Origin of the sequence: Pseudomonas sp. LAMO17WK12:I10 (assembly GCF_900215185.1) — a bacterium.
Taxonomy (GTDB): Bacteria; Pseudomonadota; Gammaproteobacteria; order Pseudomonadales; family Pseudomonadaceae; genus Aquipseudomonas; species Aquipseudomonas chlororaphis.
The window spans coordinates 269471-291635 of sequence record NZ_OBDX01000004.1 but is presented as its reverse complement, the minus strand read 5'-3'; the positions used below and the strand labels follow the sequence as shown (position 1 = coordinate 291635).

17 protein-coding genes and 4 tRNA genes are annotated in these 22165 nt (G+C 62.2%); 9 read left to right on the top strand and 12 right to left on the bottom strand.

Going from position 1 to position 22165, the window contains the following annotated elements; translation table 11 throughout:
• The first annotated feature begins 80 nt into the window (after nucleotides 1-80).
• A complete protein-coding gene (locus tag CRO75_RS07485) occupies nucleotides 81-2165 on the top strand; it encodes a carboxy terminal-processing peptidase (RefSeq protein WP_177409730.1) in 2085 nt (694 codons plus the stop codon).
• A 133-nt stretch (nucleotides 2166-2298) separates the two neighbouring features.
• Nucleotides 2299-4125, top strand: a complete 1827-nt coding sequence (locus CRO75_RS07480) for a bifunctional diguanylate cyclase/phosphodiesterase (RefSeq protein WP_097134879.1) — start codon at nucleotides 2299-2301, stop codon at nucleotides 4123-4125.
• On the opposite strand, the gene CRO75_RS07475 is transcribed toward CRO75_RS07480, so the two are convergent.
• The 5 genes from CRO75_RS07475 to CRO75_RS07455 form a co-directional block, all read right to left on the bottom strand.
• Nucleotides 4061-4492 carry a sel1 repeat family protein gene (locus tag CRO75_RS07475; protein WP_097134878.1) on the bottom strand — a complete coding sequence of 144 codons (432 nt, stop codon included), beginning with the start codon at nucleotides 4490-4492 and terminating at the stop codon, nucleotides 4061-4063. The two genes, CRO75_RS07480 and CRO75_RS07475, sit on opposite strands and share 65 nt — an antisense overlap.
• The gene (locus tag CRO75_RS07470) at nucleotides 4493-4864 is read right to left on the bottom strand and encodes a hypothetical protein (RefSeq protein WP_007927825.1); all 372 of its coding nucleotides are present in this window, start codon (nucleotides 4862-4864) and stop codon (nucleotides 4493-4495) included. It lies immediately after the preceding gene.
• Entirely contained in the window at nucleotides 4861-5202 is a 342-nt protein-coding gene (locus tag CRO75_RS07465; RefSeq protein WP_097134900.1) for a helix-turn-helix transcriptional regulator, read from the bottom strand. Before CRO75_RS07465 ends, CRO75_RS07470 begins: the two co-directional genes overlap by 4 nt.
• A gap of 107 nt (nucleotides 5203-5309) precedes the next feature.
• Nucleotides 5310-5765, bottom strand: a complete 456-nt coding sequence (locus tag CRO75_RS07460; RefSeq protein WP_007927824.1) for a DUF1232 domain-containing protein — start codon at nucleotides 5763-5765, stop codon at nucleotides 5310-5312.
• Between the two features lie 289 nt (nucleotides 5766-6054).
• A complete protein-coding gene (locus CRO75_RS07455) occupies nucleotides 6055-6768 on the bottom strand; it encodes an FKBP-type peptidyl-prolyl cis-trans isomerase (protein WP_007927823.1) in 714 nt (237 codons plus the stop codon).
• Nucleotides 6769-7027: 259 nt separating this feature from the next.
• Between CRO75_RS07455 and CRO75_RS07450 the strand changes: the two genes are divergently transcribed.
• Both CRO75_RS07450 and CRO75_RS07445 read left to right on the top strand, forming a co-directional pair.
• Nucleotides 7028-8836 carry a di-heme-cytochrome C peroxidase gene (locus CRO75_RS07450; RefSeq protein ID WP_097134899.1) on the top strand — a complete coding sequence of 603 codons (1809 nt, stop codon included), beginning with the start codon at nucleotides 7028-7030 and terminating at the stop codon, nucleotides 8834-8836.
• 28 nt (nucleotides 8837-8864) lie between these two features.
• Nucleotides 8865-10001 (top strand): catalase family protein, encoded by a 1137-nt coding sequence (locus tag CRO75_RS07445; protein WP_097134877.1) that lies wholly within the window; start codon nucleotides 8865-8867, stop codon nucleotides 9999-10001.
• Nucleotides 10002-10130: 129 nt separating this feature from the next.
• Here the strand turns inward: CRO75_RS07445 and CRO75_RS07440 are convergent.
• The 4 genes from CRO75_RS07440 to CRO75_RS07425 all read right to left on the bottom strand — a co-directional run bounded on the left by CRO75_RS07440 (nucleotide 10131) and on the right by CRO75_RS07425 (nucleotide 10660).
• Nucleotides 10131-10207, bottom strand: a tRNA-Asp gene (locus tag CRO75_RS07440).
• 19 nt (nucleotides 10208-10226) lie between these two features.
• Nucleotides 10227-10302 (bottom strand) — tRNA-Val (locus CRO75_RS07435).
• A gap of 186 nt (nucleotides 10303-10488) precedes the next feature.
• Nucleotides 10489-10565: transfer RNA gene (locus CRO75_RS07430), tRNA-Asp, on the bottom strand.
• A 19-nt stretch (nucleotides 10566-10584) separates the two neighbouring features.
• Nucleotides 10585-10660: transfer RNA gene (locus CRO75_RS07425), tRNA-Val, on the bottom strand.
• A gap of 160 nt (nucleotides 10661-10820) precedes the next feature.
• Here CRO75_RS07425 and rdgC point away from each other — a divergent pair.
• The 3 genes from rdgC to sugE all read left to right on the top strand — a co-directional run bounded on the left by rdgC (nucleotide 10821) and on the right by sugE (nucleotide 13268).
• The gene (gene rdgC, locus CRO75_RS07420; protein WP_009045083.1) at nucleotides 10821-11741 is read left to right on the top strand and encodes a recombination-associated protein RdgC; all 921 of its coding nucleotides are present in this window, start codon (nucleotides 10821-10823) and stop codon (nucleotides 11739-11741) included.
• Nucleotides 11742-11866: 125 nt separating this feature from the next.
• A complete protein-coding gene (locus tag CRO75_RS07415; protein ID WP_097134876.1) occupies nucleotides 11867-12832 on the top strand; it encodes a bile acid:sodium symporter family protein in 966 nt (321 codons plus the stop codon).
• 118 nt (nucleotides 12833-12950) lie between these two features.
• The gene (gene sugE / locus CRO75_RS07410) at nucleotides 12951-13268 is read left to right on the top strand and encodes a quaternary ammonium compound efflux SMR transporter SugE (protein ID WP_097134875.1); all 318 of its coding nucleotides are present in this window, start codon (nucleotides 12951-12953) and stop codon (nucleotides 13266-13268) included.
• Between the two features lie 114 nt (nucleotides 13269-13382).
• Here sugE and CRO75_RS07405 read toward each other — a convergent pair whose 3' ends face one another.
• From CRO75_RS07405 to CRO75_RS07395, 3 genes are all read right to left on the bottom strand, one after another.
• Nucleotides 13383-15257 carry an MFS transporter gene (locus CRO75_RS07405; RefSeq protein WP_097134874.1) on the bottom strand — a complete coding sequence of 625 codons (1875 nt, stop codon included), beginning with the start codon at nucleotides 15255-15257 and terminating at the stop codon, nucleotides 13383-13385.
• 84 nt (nucleotides 15258-15341) lie between these two features.
• Nucleotides 15342-16490 carry a TDT family transporter gene (locus tag CRO75_RS07400; RefSeq protein WP_097134873.1) on the bottom strand — a complete coding sequence of 383 codons (1149 nt, stop codon included), beginning with the start codon at nucleotides 16488-16490 and terminating at the stop codon, nucleotides 15342-15344.
• Nucleotides 16491-16642: 152 nt separating this feature from the next.
• Nucleotides 16643-17848: an MFS transporter gene (locus tag CRO75_RS07395; protein ID WP_097134872.1), complete on the bottom strand. Its 1206-nt coding sequence runs from the start codon at nucleotides 17846-17848 to the stop codon at nucleotides 16643-16645.
• Nucleotides 17849-17939: 91 nt separating this feature from the next.
• Here CRO75_RS07395 and CRO75_RS07390 point away from each other — a divergent pair, with 91 nt between their 5' ends.
• Both CRO75_RS07390 and CRO75_RS07385 read left to right on the top strand, forming a co-directional pair.
• On the top strand, nucleotides 17940-18485 hold the full coding sequence (locus CRO75_RS07390; protein WP_097134871.1) for a TetR/AcrR family transcriptional regulator: 546 nt from the start codon (nucleotides 17940-17942) through the stop codon (nucleotides 18483-18485).
• Nucleotides 18486-18682: 197 nt separating this feature from the next.
• The gene (locus CRO75_RS07385; RefSeq protein WP_097134870.1) at nucleotides 18683-22153 is read left to right on the top strand and encodes a PAS domain-containing hybrid sensor histidine kinase/response regulator; all 3471 of its coding nucleotides are present in this window, start codon (nucleotides 18683-18685) and stop codon (nucleotides 22151-22153) included.
• Nucleotides 22154-22165: the final 12 nt, after the last annotated feature.

The window sequence follows — 22165 nt, the reverse complement described above, 5'->3', positions numbered from 1 at the left end:
TATGCGACCGGTCCTTGTGGAACCGGCGACTTCAAAGACGGCCTAATATGCGTTATCAATTGCCCCCGCGTCGAATCAGCATGAAGCATTTGTTCCCCAGCACCGCCCTCGCTCTTTTCATTGGTCTCGGTCTGCTGCCGATGTCGACCAATACGTTCGCAGCCAATAGCTGGGACAAACTTCAGCCGGATCGCGACGAGGTAATTGCCAGCCTCAATGTCGTCGAGCTACTCAAGCGTCATCACTACAGCAAGCCACCGCTGGACGACGCGCGCTCGGCGATCATCTATGACAGCTACCTGAAGCTGCTGGACCCGTCGCGCAGCTATTTCATGGCCAGCGACATCGCGGAATTCGACAAGTGGAAAACCCAGTTCGACGACTTCCTGAAAAGCGGTGACCTGAACGCCGGCTTCATCATCTACAAACGCTACCTGGACCGCGTCAAGGCGCGCCTGGACTTTGCCCTGGCCGAGCTGGGCAAAGGCGTCGACAAATTCGACTTCACCACCAAGGAGTCCTTGCTGATCGATCGCAAGGACGCGCCTTGGCTCAAGACCACCGCGGAACTCGACGACCTGTGGCGCAAGCGCGTCAAGGACGAAGTCCTGCGCATGAAGATCGCTGGCAAGGAACCCAAGCAGATCCAGGAAACGCTGACCAAGCGCTACAAGAATCAGCTCGCCCGCCTGGACCAGACCCGCGCCGAAGATATCTTCCAGGCGTACATCAACACCTTCGCCATGTCCTACGACCCGCACACCAACTATCTGTCGCCGGATAATGCGGAGAACTTCGACATCAACATGAGCCTGTCGCTGGAAGGCATCGGCGCCGTGTTGCAGAGCGACAACGACCAGGTCAAGGTCGTGCGCCTGGTGCCGGCCGGCCCGGCCGACAAGACCAAGCAAGTGGCCCCAGCGGACAAGATCATCGGCGTGGCCCAGGGCGACAAGGAAATGGTCGACGTGGTCGGCTGGCGCCTGGACGAAGTGGTCAAGCTGATCCGCGGTCCGAAAGGCTCGGTGGTGCGCCTGGAAATCATCCCGGCGAGCAACGCGCCGAACGACCAGACCAGCAAGATCGTCTCCATCACCCGCGAAGCGGTGAAGCTGGAAGAGCAGGCGGCGAAGAAGTCGATCCTCAACCTCAAGCAGGACGGCAAGGACTACAAGCTCGGGGTGATCGAGATCCCGGCCTTCTACCTGGACTTCAAGGCCTTCCGTGCCGGCGATCCGGACTACAAGAGCACCACCCGTGACGTGAAGAAACTGCTGACCGAGTTGCAGAAAGACAAGGTCGACGGCGTGGTCATCGACCTGCGCAACAACGGCGGCGGTTCCCTGCAGGAAGCTACCGAGCTGACCAGCCTGTTCATCGACAAGGGCCCTACCGTGCTGGTGCGTAACGCCGACGGCCGGGTCGACGTGCTCGAAGATGAAAACCCTGGCGCCTTCTACAAAGGGCCGATGGCGCTGCTGGTCAACCGTCTCTCGGCTTCGGCCTCGGAGATTTTCGCCGGTGCGATGCAGGACTATCACCGCGCCCTGATCATCGGTGGCCAGACCTTCGGCAAAGGCACCGTGCAGACCATCCAGCCGCTCAACCACGGCGAGCTGAAACTGACCCTGGCCAAGTTCTATCGGGTTTCCGGGCAGAGCACCCAGCATCAGGGCGTGCTGCCGGACATCGATTACCCGTCGATCATCGACACCAAGGAAATCGGCGAAAGCGCCCTGCCCGAAGCCATGCCATGGGACACCATTCGCCCGGCCATCAAGCCGGCGGTGGATCCGTTCAAGCCGTTCCTCGCGCAGCTGAAATCCGAGCATGACGTGCGCTCGGCCAAGGACGCCGAGTTCGCCTTCATCCGCGACAAGCTGGCCCTGGCCAAGAAGCTGATGGCGGAAAAAACCGTCAGCCTCAACGAAGCCGAACGTCGGGCGCAGCATGCTGACATCGAGGCCAAGCAACTGGCGCTGGAAAACATCCGCCGCAAGGCCAAGGGTGAAGAGCCGCTCAAGGAGCTGAAGAAAGAAGACGAGGACGCCATCGCGGCCGCCGATCCGGACAAGACCAAGCCGGAAGACGACGCTTACCTCAGCGAAACCGGGCGAATCCTCCTCGATTACCTGAAGCTCAACACCGCGGTCGCCAAGCACTAAGATGATGGCAATTTAATGCTGACGCTCCTCGGAGCGTCATCAAACAGTCATCATTCTGTCGTGAAATAAAGGACCGGGCGCTGCTCTTGAATCAAGGGCGCGCCCGGTCCTTTTTTTATCGACAGAGATCGCCATGACCACGACCGAACAGCTGAGTGCCTTGAGCTCAATCCTGGCTCAAAGCGGTTTGCACAGTCTGTTCCAGCCGATCATCTGTCTCTCCGAACGACGCATTCTCGGCTACGAAGCCTTGACCCGTGGCCCGTCCAACAGCCCGCTACACTCCCCTGTCGCTCTGTTTGCCGTGGCCCGCCAGGTCGGGCGCCTCAGCGAGTTGGAAATCGCCTGCCGCCAGAGCGCCTGCAAGGGGTTCAGCGAGCAGCAGTTGCCCGGCAAGCTGTTCCTCAACGTCTCTCCGGAATCGCTGCTGGAGGCAGCCCACCAGCCCGGGCGCACCCTGCAATTGCTGCAAGACTTCGGTATTCCGCCGAGCCAGGTGGTGATCGAACTCACCGAGCAGACGCCGATCGATGACTTCCAGCTGCTGCACAATGCGCTGCATCATTATCGGGACATGGGTTTCTCGATCGCCCTGGACGACCTCGGCGCCGGTTACTCGAGCCTGCGCCTGTGGTCAGAGCTGCGCCCGGACTACGTGAAGATCGACCGGCACTTTATCGACGGCATTCATCAGGATGCCCTCAAGCGCGAGTTCGTCGGTTCGATCCTGCAAATTGCCAAGGCCTCCCGGGCCCAGGTGATCGCCGAGGGCATCGAAGTGGCGGAAGAGCTGGAGGTGCTCACGGAAATGGGCGTGGACCTGCTACAGGGTTACCTGCTCTGCCGCCCCCAGGAACATCCGCCCCGCGATGGCCGCAACCTGCTGCCCAAGCGCGAAAGCACTCCGGCGACGCTCAACGACGAAGGCAGCGACCTCAGTGCCCTGCTCAACGAACAACCAGCGGTAGCACGCGACATACCCACGGCCACGGTGCTGGAAGCCTTCCGTCGCCAGGCCAACCTCAACTCGCTGGCGGTACTCGACGAACAGGGCCAGCCCTGCGGCATCGTGCACCGCCATTCGTTGTCCGATGCCCTGCTCAAGCCCTTCGCCACCGACCTGTTTGCCCGCAAGCCCATCAGCCGCCTGATGAACGATGACTTCCTGGCGGTGGAACTCAGCCAGTCGCTGCAACAGGTCAGCCGCCTGATCACCAGCCGTGCCCGACAACGGATCGAAGAGGATTTCATCATCACCCTCAACGGTAGCTACCTGGGCCTGGGGCGGGTGATCGATGTGCTCAAGCTGATTACCGAGCTGAAGATCCAGCAGGCGCGTTATGCCAACCCGTTGACCCTGCTGCCTGGTAACGTGCCGATCCAGCAGTGCCTGACCCACCTGCTGCAACAAGGACGGGAATCGCTGATCTGCTACGTGGACATCGACAGCTTCAAGCCCTTCAACGACATCTATGGCTACGGCCGTGGTGATGAAGTGCTGTTGTGCCTGGCGCAGTGCCTGAATGACCGGGTGGACCCCAGCCGCGATTTCGTCGGCCATATCGGCGGCGACGACTTTCTCCTGGTATTGGGCCCCGAGGACTGGCAAAAACGCCTGAACCAGCTGCTGGACGACTTCCATAGCCAGTGCCGGCGTTTTTATCGCAGCGAACACCTGGAAGCCGGCTGCTTCATCGCCCCCAACCGCCAGGGCATTCGCCAGGAGTTCGCCTTGCTGTCACTGTCCATTGGCGTGGTGCACCTGTATCCACAGGCCTGTGGACAACTCGATGCCAGCCAGTTGGCCGAGCTGGCCTCGCAAGCCAAGCACCACGCCAAGAACGTGCCGGGCTACAGCATCCATGTGATCGACAGCCGCCAGATGGCAGACGGCTTTACGGCTGACGCGGACCTGCTTGCGGGTCCGGCGTACTCGACTGATTCAGCTGCGCCAGCTTGACCTCGGCCAGGGGATGCCCGGCTTTCGCCGCCAGGGTCCACCAACGGGCGGCTTGCACCGTATCCGCGGCCTTGCTGGGCGAACCGGCCAGGCTGATGACACCCATCTGATAGGCCGCCTTGGCGTCCCCGGCCAAGCCGGCAAGACATAACAGGCGTATGCCTTCTTCGCGAGCCCCCAGCCCCTGGCCACGAAAGGTCAGGATATGGCCATAAAAGCTCTGTGCGCCGACGTCCCCCAGGTTCGCCATGCGCGCCAATTGCCCCTCCAGCCAGTGCCAGCCCCGGGGTTGACGCACAAACCAGGGCCAATGAAACAACCGGCGAGCCAGCCAGTAGCCGGCTCGCGCCTTGAGGCGCCAGAACACTCAGGCCTCCACCGACTCGGGGTATTCGTACTCGAACACACGAACCACTTCCGAGGCGTGCCACGACGCGGCCGCGACCCCATCGGAAGGCCCGGAAAAACGCCCAAGGCGCTCCGCACACTCGAAAAAACCGGTGCGCGGCAATCGACTCGCCCCCTGGCTGATCACCAGCGAACTGCGCAACGGCTGCTCCGCACGCGCATCCAGCGCGGCCAGATGCTCAAGGGCCGCCGTCAGGGTCTGCATGGCGGGGCTGGGTAGCTGCAAGCGCTCAAGCAGAGCGCGATAGGTCAAAAGATGGCGTTGCCGACGGGCCTGGTCGAGTTCCCCCAACAGGCCATCCCAATGTTGACGACTGATCCTTACGCTCACGATTCATCCCTCCAACCCGGAACCGTCAATTCCCAGGCCAGGCTACGGCGTATAGCGGCGTCGGGTTGACGCTCACCGCTTTCAATCATGGCCAGATATGACGGACTGATACCTACCGTACGGGCAAGCGCCTCAATGGCGATGCCCTTGGCTTCACGCAAACTGCGAAGTTGATTCAGACCTGGAAGCGGCTGGTCGGCTGTGGTCGCGACAGGCCCCCTGGCTTCTCGCGGAGATTGTTCGGTGATACCTGCGGCTTTTAGCAAAGCTTGATACTGAGCCCATGGCAGAACCGCATATTCGGGCTCGCCATCGCGTGCAATTATCTGAATATCCATTACTACCCCGTAGAACGACACATAACGAGTCGGACTTTTCCTTATGAAGTGTAATCCTAACAGTCGCTAAGGTCGCGGGGGCATCGTTGTATGGATCCGAATTCACCTCAGTTTTTCTTCGGGCCTTCCAATTGCAGTTGTTCCGGAGTGTCAGGCAAACGCTCCACTACCGCCAGCTTCTCCGGTTGCTGGCGATTGCGCCAGGCGCGAAAGGCGCTGAGTTCGCCGTCCAGGGTTTTCATGATCCAGGCCAGAACGGCGATATCGTCGAGCATGCCGAACATCGGCAGGAAGTCCGGGATGGCATCCAGCGGGCTGAGGAAGTACATCAGGCCCGCGACCACCGACAACAGCGCCTTGGGGCTGATGGCGCGGTACTCGCCACGCCAGTAAGCCAGGCACAGGGCCTGCAGCAGGCGCAGATCGTCCTTGAGCTTGCCAAGACGACCGCCTTGCAAGGCGCCTTTGCTGGCCACGGCGAACAACAGGGTCGGCAGTCGGCCACGGCTGAGCAAGCGGCCGGCCAGGGGCAGGAAGCGGGCAAAATTCCAGGGTGCTTTCATCGTCACTCCCACTGAAATGTTATCCACACAAATTGTGGATAACCTTGTGAACAGAGCTGCTTTTCACAGCTGAAAGCCCCGTTTTACAAGGGCTCGGCTCAGATCGGGCGTTTTTTACTCACATAAAAAAACCCATAATTTCATTGACTTGGCAGCCTCATGCGGCTAGCCGTAACACGTGCTGTTAAGACTATGCCTTATGCCGTGGGTTCGCATTTTTTCCCGGACCAACGACCAGATACGACAACGCCCCGTAAGGACGGGGCGTTGTCATTGAACCAGACGAAGATTACTTGGCGTCGTCTTGTTTCGCTGGATCCTTGATACCCAGCAGTTCCAGCTCGAACACCAGAACCGAGTTGGCCGGAATGGCCGGGCTCGGGCTCTGTGCGCCGTAGGCCAGATCGCTCGGGATGTACAGTTTGTACTTTTCGCCGACGTGCATCAGTTGCAGGCCTTCGACCCAACCCGGAATCACGCCGCTGACCGGCAGATCGATCGGGCTGCCGCGCTCGACCGAGCTATCGAACACAGTGCCGTTGGTCAGGGTACCGGTGTAGTGAACGGTCACCACGTCGGTCGGCTTAGGCTGGGCGCCATCGGCTTTTTTCAGCACTTCGTACTGCAGGCCGGAGGCGGTAGTAGTCACGCCAGCCTTCTTGCCGTTTTCTTCGAGGAATTTCTTGCCGGCTGCTGCCGACTCTTCGCTGATCTTGGCCATGCGCTCTTCAGCACGCTTTTGCAGCGCGGCGAAGGCTTCGACCAGTTCGTCGTCTTTCAGCTTCTGTTCTTTCTTGCCGATGGCATCTTCGATGCCCTGGGCTACCGCTTTGGAATCCAGGTCATCCATACCTTCCTGGGCAAGGCTTTTGCCCATGTTCAGGCCGATACCATAGGAAGCTTTCTGCGCCGGGGTTTTCAGCTCCACGCTGGTCTGCGAGTCACAACCCGCGAGTACCAGGCTAACCAGGGCTACCGCCGCCGCTAACCGATGCTGTTTCATGCTATTTCCTTGTTCATGCGCCTAAAGGGCAATCGAGTAAAGCCGCGAGCTTATCAGGCGGCCACGACCAATGGCTACCGGCATGAGAGCCGGATTAGCCCGATAAGTTCACGTGTTTAAAAGCATTTCGCCAGCCATTACAACGAGCGCGGGAAAGAACACCTCGACCGCAAAGTAATGACAGCGCACGTAATGGCCACTTGCCCGGCAGTTTGCCCTTGAGGCATAAGAGAGCCACAACTCGACAAGGATGTTTATCTTGCGCCTCTTATCCCGTGTTTTGCTCTTGATCCTCGCCCTGATCGGCGTCGCCCTGGCCGTGGTCCTGTATTACGTGGCCAATCCGAAATTGCCCGACTATATGCCCGCCCGGCAGGTGCACTATCAGGATCAATGGAGCGCCGCCGACCGCCAGACCTATTACTTCACCCCCCAGGGCACTCAGGTGAAGGGCATGCGTTATGAGTGGTTCGCCGCCCTGGAACTGCCCTTCTCCACGCAACGCTTCGCCGCGCCGCAGTACCTGGCTCGCTTCGGCTTCCTGGTGGATCCGGCGCAGCAGGCCAGCGCCGATAACCCGGCGAACCTGCCGGTCGGCTTCACTCGCCATCAGAACCCTGGCAGCCCGCAGCAGTACCTGGACATCACCTGCGCCGCCTGCCACACCGGCGAGCTGCGCTACAACCAGCAGGCCCTGCGGGTCGACGGCGGTTCGGCGCAACATGTATTGCCCTCCAGCGTGCCCACCCTGCGCGGCGGCAGCTTCGGCCAGGCGCTGGTCGCCAGCCTGGCGTCGACCTATTACAACCCGTGGAAATTCGAGCGTTTCGCCCGCAACGTGCTGGGCCAGGACTACGACGCCGAGCATGAACAACTGCGCAAGGACTTCAAGGCGTCGCTGGACACCTTCCTGCGCGTCGCCTGGAACGACACTCACCGCGGCCTCTATCCCACCGAAGAAGGCCCCGGGCGTACCGATGCCTTTGGCCGGATCGCCAATGCCAGCTTCGGCGACGCCATTTCCCCCGACAACTATCGGGTGGCCAACGCACCGGTGGACTATCCGCATCTATGGGACATCTGGACCTTCGACTGGGTACAGTGGAACGGCTCGGCCCAGCAACCCATGGCCCGCAATATCGGCGAGGCGCTGGGTGTAGGCGCCACCCTGAACTTCTTCGATGCCCAGGGCCAGCAGCTCAAGGGCGACGCCCGATACGCGTCGAGCGTTCGGGTGCGCGACCTCAATCGCATCGAAGAAACCCTGCAACGACTGAAACCGCCGACCTGGCCAGAAGAACTGTTCGGCGGCATCGACAAGCCCCTGGCGGCCAAGGGGCGAGCGCTGTTCGCGGAAAACTGTGCAGGCTGCCATGTCCCGCCGGTCACCGAGGCCAACGGGCGCCCGGTACAACAACTGAAGATGCTGCCAGTCGCGGTGATCGGCACCGACCCGAATACGGCCAACAATATTGCCGATCAGCGTTACGACCTGAGCGCGCTGCAATGGGATGCCGCCGAGCTGGCGCAATCGAATGTCCAGTTGCACCCCACGCCCACTGAGCCGCTGGACATGCGCCAGCTGTCAGCGGCCAAGAGCCTGGCCTATGTCACTGCCTTCGTCGAGGAGCGCGCCTACCGGGACGCCCAGGTGACCCCGGCGGAACGCCCGCGACTCGATGGCTACGGCTTGCCGATCGGCGTCCGCGAACTGCGCGCCTACAAGGCCCGGCCGCTGGCCGGGGTATGGGCTACCCCGCCCTTCCTGCATAACGGTTCGGTGCCCAGCCTGTATCAGTTGCTTTCGCCTCAGGACGAACGCGCCAGCACCTTCTATAAAGGCACCTTCGAATACGATCCGAAGCATCTTGGCTATCGTACCGAGCCGTTCAAGAACGGCTTCCTGTTCGATACCAGGATCAGCGGCAATCACAACAGCGGCCATGAATTCCGTTCGGGCAAGCGTGGCGAAGGGGTGATCGGCCGCCTGCTGCAACCCGAGGAACGCTGGGCCCTGCTGGAATACCTGAAAGTGCTGGGCGGGCCGCTGGAGGCGCAACTGCCATGACCCTGACCCTCATCGAAAGGACGGTTTCATGCTGATCACCTTATGGCTTCGCATAGGGGCGCTGCTGCTCAAGACACTTGTGCTGCTGGTGCTGATCGCCCTGCTCGGCTGGGCGCTAAACAGCGCCTGGTCCATCTGGCGCTACCAGGGGCCGGTCTCGATCGAAGAACAGGTTCCGCCCGGCGAAGCCGCCATGACCCAGGACATCATCCAGACCGCCGTGCGCATCGTCGATCAGCACCGGGATAACACCCGTTACCTGCGCGACGCCCACGCCAAGGCCCACGGCTGCGTAAAGGCCGAGGTCCAGGTGCTCGAGCAACTGGCGCCGCCGTTGCGCCAGGGCGTGTTCGCCGAACCCGGCAAGACCTGGCAAGCCATGGTGCGGCTGTCCAACGGCAATGCTTATCCACAGTTCGACAGCATTCGTGACGCGCGCGGAATGGCAATCAAGTTGTTGAATGTGCCCGGCACCCAACTATTGAAGGAACAGCAGGGCCGTGGCGAGCAGGATTTCGTGATGTTCAACCATCCGAACTTCTTCGTCAGCGATGTCGCCGAGTACCGGCAGAATGTCGCCGCGCAGGCGGACGGAAAAAAGGTCGGAGCCTTTTTCCCCGGTTGGGACCCACGCACCTGGCAGGTTCGTCACCTGTTCATTGCCTTGGCCACCCTGTCACCGCCCCCGGCCAGCCCGACGCAAACCCGCTATTTTTCGGTTTCGCCCTACAAGTTCGGCAGCGCCAACGCCAAGTTCCGCGTCGCACCGGACCCCGACAGCTGCCCGCCGTACAACCTGCCCCCACAGAACCAGGCCCTGCCCAATTTTCTACGCAACGCCCTGAACCAGCAGCTGTCGACCGATCGTGTGCCGGCCTGCTTCGTATTACAGGTGCAGCGCCAGGACCCAAGCCACTACATGCCCATCGAAGACACCAGCATCGAATGGCGGGAAAGCGATGCGCCCTTCGAAACCGTGGCGCGGATCAAAATTCCCGCCCAGGACTTCGATACCCCGCGGCAGAACCTGCAATGCGACAACCTGTCCTTCAACCCCTGGTTCGGGCTGGAAGCGCACCGCCCCATCGGCGGCATCAACCGCCTGCGCAAGGCGGTGTACGAAGCGGTCAGCGACTACCGGCACAGCCGCAACGCCGAGCAGTGATCCACAAACGAAAAAAGCGGCCCGCGGGCCGCTTTTTTGGGGAGCATTTACATACTCCAGACAGCAAAAAGCCCGCGTGAGCGGGCTTTCTGTGATGAGCTGGCGTTCAGTGTTCCAGCTCATCGAATATGGCGCAGCGGACGGGACTCGAACCCGCGACCCCCGGCGTGACAGGCCGGTATTCTAACCGACTGAACTACCGCTGCGCGTAGCGTTGAAAGCAAGTGGTGGGTGATGACGGGATCGAACCGCCGACCCTCTGCTTGTAAGGCAGATGCTCTCCCAGCTGAGCTAATCACCCTTTACCTTCGTTGCGGGGCGCATTATTACACAGAAATTCATAACGTGCTGATTTAAATAATAAAATTATCAAAAAAAGCTGAATTTCGATGTCTCGGGCGCCTCGCGCGGAACACAGGCACAAAAAAGCCCGCGTGAGCGGGCTTTCTGTGATGACCTGGCGTTCAGTGTTCCAGATCATCGAATATGGCGCAGCGGACGGGACTCGAACCCGCGACCCCCGGCGTGACAGGCCGGTATTCTAACCGACTGAACTACCGCTGCGCGTAACACTGAAAGCGAATGGTGGGTGATGACGGGATCGAACCGCCGACCCTCTGCTTGTAAGGCAGATGCTCTCCCGGCTGAGCTAATCACCCTTCACGTTCGGTGTGGCGCGCATTCTACGGAGCGCCCCCTACTCTGGCAAGCACTTTTTAAAATAATTTTTTCAGGCCTTCCAAAGGCTTAGCGGAGGGTTGGCCTATGGAGCTGCGCGGAGAATAATGCCCCCCTTTGTATAAAGGAGAGATTCACCCCATGTGGTTCAAGAACCTGCTTATCTATCGCCTGACCCAAGATCTGCCCTTTGATGCTGAGGCGCTGGAAACCGCACTGGCCACCAAACTGGCGCGTCCATGTGCAAGCCAGGAGTTGACCACTTACGGTTTCGTCGCGCCATTCGGCAAAGGCGAAGATGCGCCGCTGGTGCACGTCAGCCAGGATTTCCTGCTGGTCGCCGCGCGCAAGGAAGAACGTATTCTGCCTGGCAGCGTGGTGCGCGACGCGGTCAAGGAAAAGGTCGAAGAGATCGAAGCCGAGCAAATGCGCAAGGTCTATAAAAAGGAACGCGATCAGATCAAGGATGAAATCATCCAGGCATTCCTGCCCCGTGCCTTTATCCGCCGCTCCTCGACTTTCGCCGCCATCGCGCCGAAACAGGGCCTGATCCTGGTCAACTCGGCCAGCCCGAAACGCGCCGAAGACCTGCTCTCCACCCTGCGTGAAGTGCTCGGCACCCTTCCAGTACGTCCGCTGACCGTGAAGACCGCACCGACCGCGATCATGACCGACTGGGTGAAAACCCAACAAGCCGCCGACGACTTCTTCGTGCTCGACGAGTGCGAGCTGCGCGACACTCATGAAGACGGCGGTATCGTCCGTTGCAAGCGCCAGGACCTGACCAGCGAAGAAATCCAGCTGCACCTGAGCACCGGCAAGGTGGTCACCCAACTGTCCCTGGCCTGGCAGGACAAGCTGTCCTTCATGCTCGACGACAAGATGACGGTCAAGCGCCTGAAGTTCGAAGACCTGCTGCAGGATCAGGCGGAACAGGACGGCGGCGACGAAGCCCTCGGCCAGCTGGATGCCAGCTTCACCCTGATGATGCTGACCTTCGGCGATTTCCTCCCGGCGCTGTTCGAAGCCCTGGGTGGCGAAGAGATTCCACAAGGCATCTGATCTTGTAGAAGCCTGCTTGCTGGCGACGGGCCGCATCCGGCCTAATCGCCAACTCGCTCGCTCCTGCGGGAGCACCACAGACGCCACCGCTTTCGGTGGCGTTTTCATATAAGAAGGAACAGGCCATGCGTGCACTGGCAGCATTAAGTCGTTTTGTCGGCAATACCTTTGCCTACTGGGTTCTGATTTTCGCGGTGGTGGCGTTCTTGCAGCCGGACTGGTTCATCGGCCTCAAGGGCGCCATCGTGCCGCTGCTGGGCCTGGTGATGTTCGGCATGGGCCTGACCCTGAAGCTCGAAGACTTCGCCGAAGTCGCCCGCCATCCGTGGCGCGTGGCCCTGGGCGTGGTCGCGCACTTCGTGATCATGCCGGGCGTGGCCTGGTTGCTGTGCCAGGTCTTCCACCTGCCGCCGGAAATCGCCGTCGGCGTGATCCTGGTCGGCTGCTGCCCGAGCGGTACCTCGTCCAACGTCATGACCTGGCTGGCCCGCGGCGACCTGGCGCTGTCGGTGGCGATCGCCGCCGTCACCACCCTGCTGGCGCCGCTGTTGACCCCGGCCCTGATCTGGCTGCTGGCCTCGGCCTGGCTGCCTGTTTCGTTCATGGAGCTGTTCTGGTCGATCCTGCAAGTGGTGCTGCTGCCGATCGTGCTCGGGGTGATTGCCCAGCGCGTGCTCGGCGACCGGGTGCGGCATGCGGTGGAGGTATTGCCGCTGGTGTCGGTGGTCAGCATCGTGATCATCGTCACCGCGGTGGTCGCCGCCAGCCAGGCGAAAATCGCCGAGTCCGGCCTGCTGATCATGGCCGTGGTGATGCTGCATAACAGCTTCGGTTACCTGCTGGGTTACTTCACCGGCCGCCTGTTCAAGCTGCCGTTGGCGCAACGCAAATCCCTGGCCCTGGAAGTCGGCATGCAGAACTCCGGCCTCGGCGCCGCCCTGGCCAGCGCGCACTTCTCGCCCCTGGCGGCGGTGCCGAGCGCACTGTTCAGCGTCTGGCACAACATTTCCGGGGCGCTGCTTTCCACCTGGTTCCGCCGCACGAGCGAAAAGGACGACCGCGCACTGGCTGCCCAGCACGCGAGCGACTGAGGAGAAACCTTGATCCCCGGATTAATGATGGGCACTATACTGCGCAACGCGGGGACGACCCCGCGGCTCGATCGAGTCATTAATCTGGGGACGACCCCGTCAATCGATGGAGGTCATCATGTCCTGGATCATTCTGTTTTTCGCCGGCCTGTTTGAAGTGGGCTGGGCCGTCGGCCTCAAGTACACCGACGGTTTCAGTCGCCCTCTCCCTACCGCCCTGACCATCGCCGCCATGGCGGTCAGCCTCGGCCTGCTGGGGCTGGCCATGAAGGAACTGCCGCTGGGCACTGCCTATGCCATCTGGACCGGGGTCGGCGCGGTTGGCACGGTGATCGCCGGGATCATTCTGTTCGGTGAGTCCATGGCGCTGTTCCGCCTGGCCAGCGTGGCGCTGATAATTACCGGGCTGATCGGCTTGAAGGTCAGCGCGACCTGATGAGCCCCCTGTAGCCGCTGCCGCAGGCTGCGATAAGGCCAAAGGCCTTCAGCGATCTTAAAATCCTGCGCCCACGTTGTGGGCGAGCGCAGCCTGCGGCAGCGGCTACAGGTATCAGCGCAGGCTACCGCGCAGCTCACCCACCAGGGTTTGCAAACGGGCCGGTTCGGCACTGTCGGCGGTCACGGCCGAACCCGCCACCAGGGTCACTCGCGACCACAGGCGGCGGAACAGTCCCTTGCTCGGATCGCGGCTGAAAAAGCTGCCCCACAGCCCCCGCAACGCCAGCGGAATCACCGGCACCGGCGTCTCTTCGAGAATCCGCGTCAGCCCGCCCTTGAACTCATTGATCTCGCCATCGGCGGTCAGCTTGCCTTCCGGGAAGATGCACACCAGCTCGCCATCCTTGAGGTAGCGGGCAATCTGGGTGAACGCCCTTTCGTAGATCTGGATGTCCTCGTTGCGCCCGGCAATCGGAATGGTCCCGGCGGTACGGAAGATGAAGTTGAGCAGCGGCAGGTTGTAGATCTTGTAATACATCACGAAACGAATCGGCCGCCGTACCGCGCCGCCGATCAGCAAGGCATCGACGAAGGACACGTGATTGCACACCAGCAACGCCGCGCCTTCGTCCGGGATCGCCTCCAGGTTGCGGTGCTCGACCCGGTACATGGAATGGCTGAGCAGCCAGATCATGAAACGCATGCTGAACTCGGGGACGATCTTGAAGATGTAGGCGTTGACCGCGATGTTCAGCAGCGACACCACCAGGAACAGCTGCGGGATCGACAGCTTGGCCAGGCTCAGCAAGACGATCGAGACGATCGCCGACACCACCATGAACAGCGCGTTGAGAATGTTGTTCGCGGCAATCACCCGCGCCCGCTCGTTCTCCGGGGTCCGCGACTGAATCAGTGCATACAGCGGCACGATGTAGAAACCACCGAAGATGCCCAGGCCGAGAATATCGATCAGCACCCACCAGGCATGGCCATAACCGAGGACCTCGAGCCAGCTGTACCCCGCCTCGCTTGGCGCAATCCCGCCGGAATGCCACCACAGCAGCAGGCCGAACACCGTCAGGCCGAACGAGCCAAAAGGCACCAGGCCGATCTCGACCTTATGTCCCGAAAGCTTCTCGCACAGCATGGAACCGGCGGCGATGCCCACCGAGAACACCGTGAGGATCAGCGTGACCACTGTCTCGTCGCCGTGCATCCACTCCTTGGCGTAGGCCGGAATCTGCGTCAGGTAGATCGCCCCGACAAACCAGAACCACGAGTTGCCGACGATCGAGCGCGACACAGCCGGCGTCTGCCCCAGGCCCAGGCGCAGGGTGGCCCAGGACTGGCTGAAGATATTCCAGTTCAGGCGCATGTCCGGGGTGGCCGCCGCGGCCCGGGGGATGCCCCGGCTGGCGAGGTAACCGAGCACGGCGACGGCAATGATCGCCGTCGAGACAATCGGTGCGTAATGGGCCGAGGACATCATGATCCCGGCGCCTATGGTCCCGGCAAGAATCGCCAGGAAAGTGCCCATTTCCACCAGGCCGTTGCCCCCCACCAGCTCTTCCTCCCGTAGCGCCTGGGGCAGGATCGAATATTTGACCGGGCCGAACAGCGCCGAGTGGGTGCCCATGGCGAACAGCGCCAGCAGCATCAGCGACAGGTGATCAAAGACAAATCCCACCGCCCCCACGGCCATGATCACAATCTCGCCGAGCTTGATCAGGCGGATCAACGCGTCCTTGGCGAACTTCTCGCCGAATTGCCCGGCCAGCGCCGAGAACAGGAAGAACGGCAGGATAAACAGCAAGGCGCAGAGGTTGACCCAGATCGAGCGGTCTCCCTCGATGGCCAGCTTGTAGAGAATGGCGAGGATCAGCGACTGCTTGAAGATGTTGTCGTTGAACGCACCGAGGGACTGAGTAATGAAGAATGGCAGGAAACGCCGCGTACGAAGCAAGGTGAACTGTGAGGGGTGACTCATCTTCCATGTCCCTGAGTGGCTTGGATGCTGTTATTGGATTATCGATCTTCGATCCAGGCCACAACCTTACCTAAAGTTCGCGGATTATTTCGCTAATCCTGCGATGCAAGGCGAAACGAACAACTCGCCACGATAAGCGCCCTGCAGCGTGCGCTTGCCCACCACCAGCCACATCAGTGCCAGCGCCAGGACCAACAGGCTGCCGAACACCGCGAAAAACGTCAGGTTCAGGGTGCTGGCCAGTTTCAAGGTGGTCAGGGCATAGACCCCCAGCGGGAAGGTGAACCCCCACCAGCCGAGGTTGAATGGAATGCCGTCGCGCAGGTAACGCAGGGTGATCAGCAGCGCCGTCAGCATCCACCACAGGCCGAAACCCCACAGGGTGATACCGGCCACCAGGCCCAGGCCTTCGGCGATTTCGCCCACTGCGGCCATGCCGTTGGCGGCGAAGATTGCCGGAGCGTCCGCGCCCAGCAGCAACATGCCCAGGGCCCCCGTGCCGATCGGCCCCAGGGCCAGCCAGCTCGAGGCAGCCATGCTTTCGTGAGGCAGCTTATGCAAGGCCATGCGCAGCAGGAGAATGGTTAGGATGCTGAAAGCTACCGGCAGCGAGAAGGCCCAGAGCACATAACTGGTCACCAGCATCACCAGTTGCGAATGCGCGTCCACCAGGTGCGGCGCCAGCAGCCCGCCACTGGCGGCGGCGACTTCGGCCGCGACTACCGGCAACAGCCAGACCGCGGTCATCTGGTCGATACGGTGCTCCTGGCGGGTGAACATCATGTAGGGAATCAATACCCCGCAAGCCAGCGACAGCGCCACATCCAGCCACCACAGCAGCTCGGCCAGCTGCACCACGCCGTCACCCCAGCGCGGTACGCCGAACAGCAGAAAACCGTTGATGATGGTGGCCAGGCCCATGGGGATGGTGCCGAAGAACATCGAGACCGTGGAATGCCCGAAAATCCGCCGGGCTTCGTCGAAGAACATTACCCAGCGTGCCGCATACGCGACGCTGAACACTACGAACAGCCCGATGGTGAACAGCCACAGCCCCTCGGCCAACAGGTGCAGGCCCGGGATCCGCAGCGGCAACTGGGCCAGCGCCAGGGCCAGCACGCCGGTGCCCATGGTGGCGGCGAACCAGTTGGGGGTGAAATGGCGGATGGCTTCGCGAGGATGCTGCAGCTGGCTCAACGGCCGTCCGGTTCTGAGGGTATTGGGGCATGTCATGGTGTGATCTCCTGTCCTCCGATGAGGTGGAGCCCATGGTAGAACCGGATCGAATATCTATATAACGGGTAATTTCTCTATCTGTTATCTATTCTATAAATATAAGAGCTAGGACATTGCCTGCGTCTCAACCACCGGCACCCGCGTCGCGCTCAACTCTCTTGCGCGACACAGGCCTTGGCGGTTCGCTGACGCAGCAACCCCAGCAAAGCGCCCAGGGACAACAGGATCAACACCGCGCCATAACCATCGGTGGTCGCGATCAGGCCGAAGCTGCGCGTCAGGTTTCCCGCCAGCAGGGACGGCAGGCAGAACGCCAGATAACTCAGGACATAAAACGCCGACATCAACCCCGCCCGCTCATGGGGCAAGGCCAGCGGCATCACACTGCGCAGAGCACCGAGGAACCCGGAGCCAAAACCTCCGCCCGTGACCAGGGTGCCGAGGAAGAACAGCGGCAGGCTGGCGGTGTGCACGGCGATGAGGATCAGGCTGATGCCGACGGCCAACAGGCTCGCGCCCAACCGCAGAACCTTGTCGGCCGGACGATGGCGCAGGGAAACAATCATCAGGGCACCGCTCAGGGTCAGCACCGCCACCAGGCCGCCGCCGATCAGGTTCGAGGTAGAGCCTGTCGCGGTGCGCACCAGCGATGGCGCCAATGACAGAAAGAACCCGCCCACGGCCCACACCGCCACATCCACCGGTAACGCCAACCACAGCGCCCGCCGCGCCTGGGGCGGTACATGCAGCGAGGGCCGCAGGGAAGCCCAGACACCGGGCTGGGCAGTGACCGTCTCCGGCAGGCGCCAGACGCACAGCGCCTGGGCGACAAACAGCACCAGCAGCAACCAGTAGGCCAGTTGCAGCGGCAACGGCGCATATTCCACCAGCAAGCCGCTGCCCATCGCCCCGCACGCCATGCCCAGCAAGGGCGCCACGCTGTTGACCAACGGCCCCTGCTGACGGTCGGTATCCAGCAGCGCCGCCCCCAGCACACTGGTGGCCATGCCGGTGGCGAAGCCCTGCATCACCCGGGCAGCAATCAGCCAGGCCACGCTGTCGGCCTGGATGAACAGCAGCATCGCCAGTATGTCCAGCAGCAGCGCCACGAAGATCACCGGCTTGCGTCCCAGATAATCCGAAAGCGAGCCCACGGTCAGCAGCGCCGCCAGCAGACTCATGGCGTAAACGCCGAAGATCAGGGTCAAGGTCGCCGACGAGAACTGCAGCGCCTCCTGATACAGGTGATACATCGGCGTCGGCACACTGGAAGCGGCGAGAAAACTGAGTAAGGTAATCGCCAGAAACAACAGTCTGGAACGGTTTGACCGTGAAGAGTCGACACTACTGGACATGGGCACGCTCCATTAAAGCTAATTTTTTGCTTTTGCGGAGTGTGCTACCGCCTCGCTCTTAAAGCAAATTCTTTGTGTTAAGGTTCGATCCATGGCTATTAAAGAAGGTTTACGCCCGGGCGGGCGCAGTGCCCGGGTACAGCAATCCATCCACTCGGCAGTCAGGGAACTCCTTGAAGAACAGGAGCGCTCGACCCTGACCGTGCCGCAAATCGCCACCCGCGCCGGCGTCACGCCCTCGACCATCTACCGGCGCTGGGGCGACCTGTCGGCACTGCTGGCGGATGTCGCCCTGGAACGCATGCGCCCGGACAGCGAACCGGCCGCTACCGGCAGCCTACGCGGCGACCTGCGGGCCTGGGCCGAACAGTACCTCGACGAAATGAGCTCCGAACCCGGGCGCAACATGATGCGCGACGTGCAATGCAGCAGCACGCCCGGCTATTGCGTGAGCATTCTCAGCGGGCAATTGCAGATCATCCTCGACCGTCACCGGCACAGCGAAACAGCCCTGCCCAGCATCGACCGGCTGTTGAACATGCTGGTGGCGCCAACGGTGTTCCGCATCCTGTTCGCCGCGCAACCGCTTGAAGTGCAGGAACTGCATGAACTGATCGACATCGCGCTGCGGCCTTGAGGCCGCTCTCGCGCCAACCGATTCCGAGCCACCTTCCATAGGCGCGCCTTCCGCGATAAAACCTGACGGACAGCCCTCTTCCCCCTGCGACACCTGGCCGCGCCAATACCTTGGTCGACACTGACGAACCCCGAACATCGTGCGAGACTGTCTGACCGGGCTGAAGCGCCCGGCGCGCCTTTCTGTTCGGAGTTTCCATGTCGCTGTCCAGCGGGCTGATCGCCATCGTCGCCCTGGCCTATATGGCCATCATGTTCGCCATCGCCTTTTACGGTGACCGTCGCAGCGCGCCCTTGCCGCCGCGAGTGCGCGCCTGGGTGTACAGCCTGTCGCTGGCGGTGTATTGCACCAGCTGGACCTTCTTCGGCGCCGTCGGCCAGGCCGCCGAGCAACTCTGGTCGTTCTTGCCGATCTACCTGGGGCCGATCCTGCTGCTGGTGCTCGCGCCCTGGGTCCTGCAAAAGATGGTGATGATCAGCAAGCAGGAAAACATCACCTCCATCGCCGACTTCATCGCCGCACGCTACGGCAAGTCCCAGACCCTGGCGGTGGTGGTGGCTCTGATCTGCCTGGTCGGCGTACTTCCTTATATTGCCCTGCAGCTCAAGGGCATCGTGCTTGGCGTGGACCTGCTGATCGGCGCGGGGGCCGACACCATGGGCACCCGCGCCCAGGACACGGCACTGATCGTGTCGCTGATCCTGGCGCTGTTCACCATCGTCTTCGGTACCCGCAACCTCGACGCCACCGAGCACCACCGCGGCATGGTGCTGGCGATTGCCTTCGAATCCCTGGTCAAGCTGCTGGCCTTTCTCGCGGTCGGCGCCTTTGTCACCTATGGCCTGTACGACGGTTTCGACGACCTGTTCAGCCAGGCCATGCTCGCCCCGCGCCTGGAGCAGTACTGGGAAGAAACCATCAACTGGCCGTCGATGGTGGTGCAGACCGGCGTCGCCATGATGGCGATCATCTGCCTGCCGCGGCAGTTCCACGTCACCGTGGTGGAGAACATCGAACCCCAGGACCTGCGCCTGGCCAAGTGGGTGTTTCCCGCCTACCTGGCCCTGGCCGCGCTGTTCGTGGTGCCAATCGCCCTGGCCGGGCAGATGCTGCTGCCCAGCTCAGTGATGCCGGACTCGTTCGTCATCAGCCTGCCCCTGGCCCAGGCCCATCCGGCCCTGGCCGTGCTGGCCTTCATCGGCGGCGCGTCGGCCGCCACCGGCATGGTGATCGTCGCCAGCGTGGCCCTGTCGACCATGGTCTCCAACGACATGCTGCTGCCCTGGCTGCTGCGTCGGCAGAGTGCCGAACGGCCCTTCGAAGTGTTCCGCCACTGGATGCTCTCGGTGCGCCGGGTCAGCATCGTGGTCATCCTGCTGCTGGCTTATGTCAGCTACCGCCTGCTGGGCTCCACCGCGAGCCTGGCGACCATCGGCCAGATCGCCTTTGCCGCGGTGACCCAACTGGCCCCGGCCATGCTCGGCGCGCTGTACTGGAAGCAGGCCAACCGCCGCGGCGTGTTCGCCGGATTGGCGGCCGGTACTTTCCTGTGGTTCTACACCCTGGTCCTGCCGATCGCCGCCCACAGCCTGGGCTGGTCGCTGAGCAGCTTCCCGGGCCTGGCCTGGCTGCACGGCAACCCGCTGAACCTGCCGATCACACCCTTGACCCAAGGTGTGGTGCTGTCGCTGGCCGGCAATTTCACCCTGTTCGCCTGGGTCTCGGTGCTGTCGCGTACCCGGGTTTCGGAGCACTGGCAGGCCGGGCGCTTCATCGGCCAGGAAATCAGCGGCCGCCCCAGCTCTCGATCGATGCTCTCGGTGCAGATCGACGACCTGCTCAAGCTCGCCGCGCGTTTTGTCGGGGAAGAACGGGCCCGCCAGAGCTTCATCCGCTTTGCCTACCGCCAGGGCAAAGGCTTCAACCCCAACCAGAACGCCGACGGCGAATGGATCGCCCACACCGAACGCCTGCTGGCCGGCGTGCTCGGCGCATCGTCCACCCGCGCGGTGGTCAAGGCCGCCATCGAAGGGCGGGAGATGCAGCTCGAAGACGTGGTGCGCATCGCCGACGAAGCCTCGGAAGTGCTGCAATTCAACCGGGCCTTGCTGCAAGGGGCGATCGAGAACATCAGCCAGGGCATCAGCGTGGTCGACCAGTCCCTCAGACTGGTGGCCTGGAACCGTCGCTACCTGGAGCTGTTCAACTACCCGGACGGGCTGATCAGCGTCGGCCGGCCGATCGCCGACATCATCCGCCATAACGCCGAACGAGGCCTGTGCGGGCCGGGCGAGGCCGAAGTGCATGTCGCCCGCCGCCTGCACTGGATGCGTCAAGGCCGCGCCCACACCTCCGAACGGCTGTTCCCCAATGGCCGGGTGATCGAGTTGATCGGCAACCCGATGCCCGGCGGCGGCTTTGTCATGAGCTTCACCGACATCACCCCGTTCCGCGAAGCCGAACAGGCCCTCACCGAAGCCAACGAAGGCCTGGAGCAGCGGGTCGCCGAGCGAACCCACGAGCTGTCGCAACTGAACGCCGCGCTGACCGAGGCCAAGGGCACCGCCGAGGCCGCCAACCAGTCCAAGACCCGTTTCCTGGCGGCGGTCAGTCACGACCTGATGCAACCACTGAATGCCGCCCGGCTGTTCTCCGCCGCCCTCTCCCACCAGGACGACGGTTTGTCCGCCGAAGCCCAGCAATTGGTCCAGCACCTGGACAGCTCCCTGCGCTCTGCCGAAGACCTGATCAGCGACCTGCTGGACATCTCCCGCCTGGAAAACGGCAAGATCAATCCGGAGCGCAAGCCGTTCGTGCTCAACGAACTGTTCGATACCCTGGGGGCCGAATTCAAGGTGCTGGCCCAGGAGCAAGGCCTGAAATTCCGCCTGCGCGGCAGCCGTCTCCGGGTCGACAGCGACATCAAGCTACTGCGCCGGGTTCTGCAGAACTTCCTGACCAATGCCTTCCGTTACGCCAAAGGGCCTGTGCTGCTGGGCGTACGCCGCCGCGGCAACCAGCTGTGCCTGGAAGTCTGGGACCGTGGACCGGGGATTCCTCTGGATAAGCAGCAAGTGATCTTCGAAGAATTCAAACGCCTCGACAGCCACCAGACCCGCGCCGAAAAAGGCCTGGGCCTCGGATTGGCGATCGCCGACGGGCTGTGTCGCGTGCTCGGTCACGGCCTGCAAGTACGCTCCTGGCCGGGCAAGGGCAGCGTCTTCAGTGTCAGCGTGCCTTTGGCCAAGGCGGCCGTCAGCGCACCGAGGCAGGTGGCCGAACTCAACGGCCATCTGCTGTCCGGCGCCCAGGTACTGTGTGTCGATAACGAAGACAGCATCCTGATCGGCATGAACAGCCTGCTCAGCCGCTGGGGCTGCCAGGTCTGGACCGCGCGTAACCGCGAAGAATGCGCGGCGCTGCTCAATGATGGCGTGCGCCCGCAACTGGCATTGGTGGACTATCACCTGGACGATGGCGAAACCGGCACCGAGGTCATAGCCTGGCTGCGTACCCAGTTGGGTGACCCGGTGCCAGGCGTGGTGATCAGCGCCGACGGGCGCCCCGAGATGGTCGCCGAGGTGCACGCCGCTGGGCTGGACTACCTGGCCAAGCCGGTGAAGCCCGCGGCGTTGCGGGCGCTGTTGAGCCGGCATCTGCCGCTCTGACCTTCCGCCCCC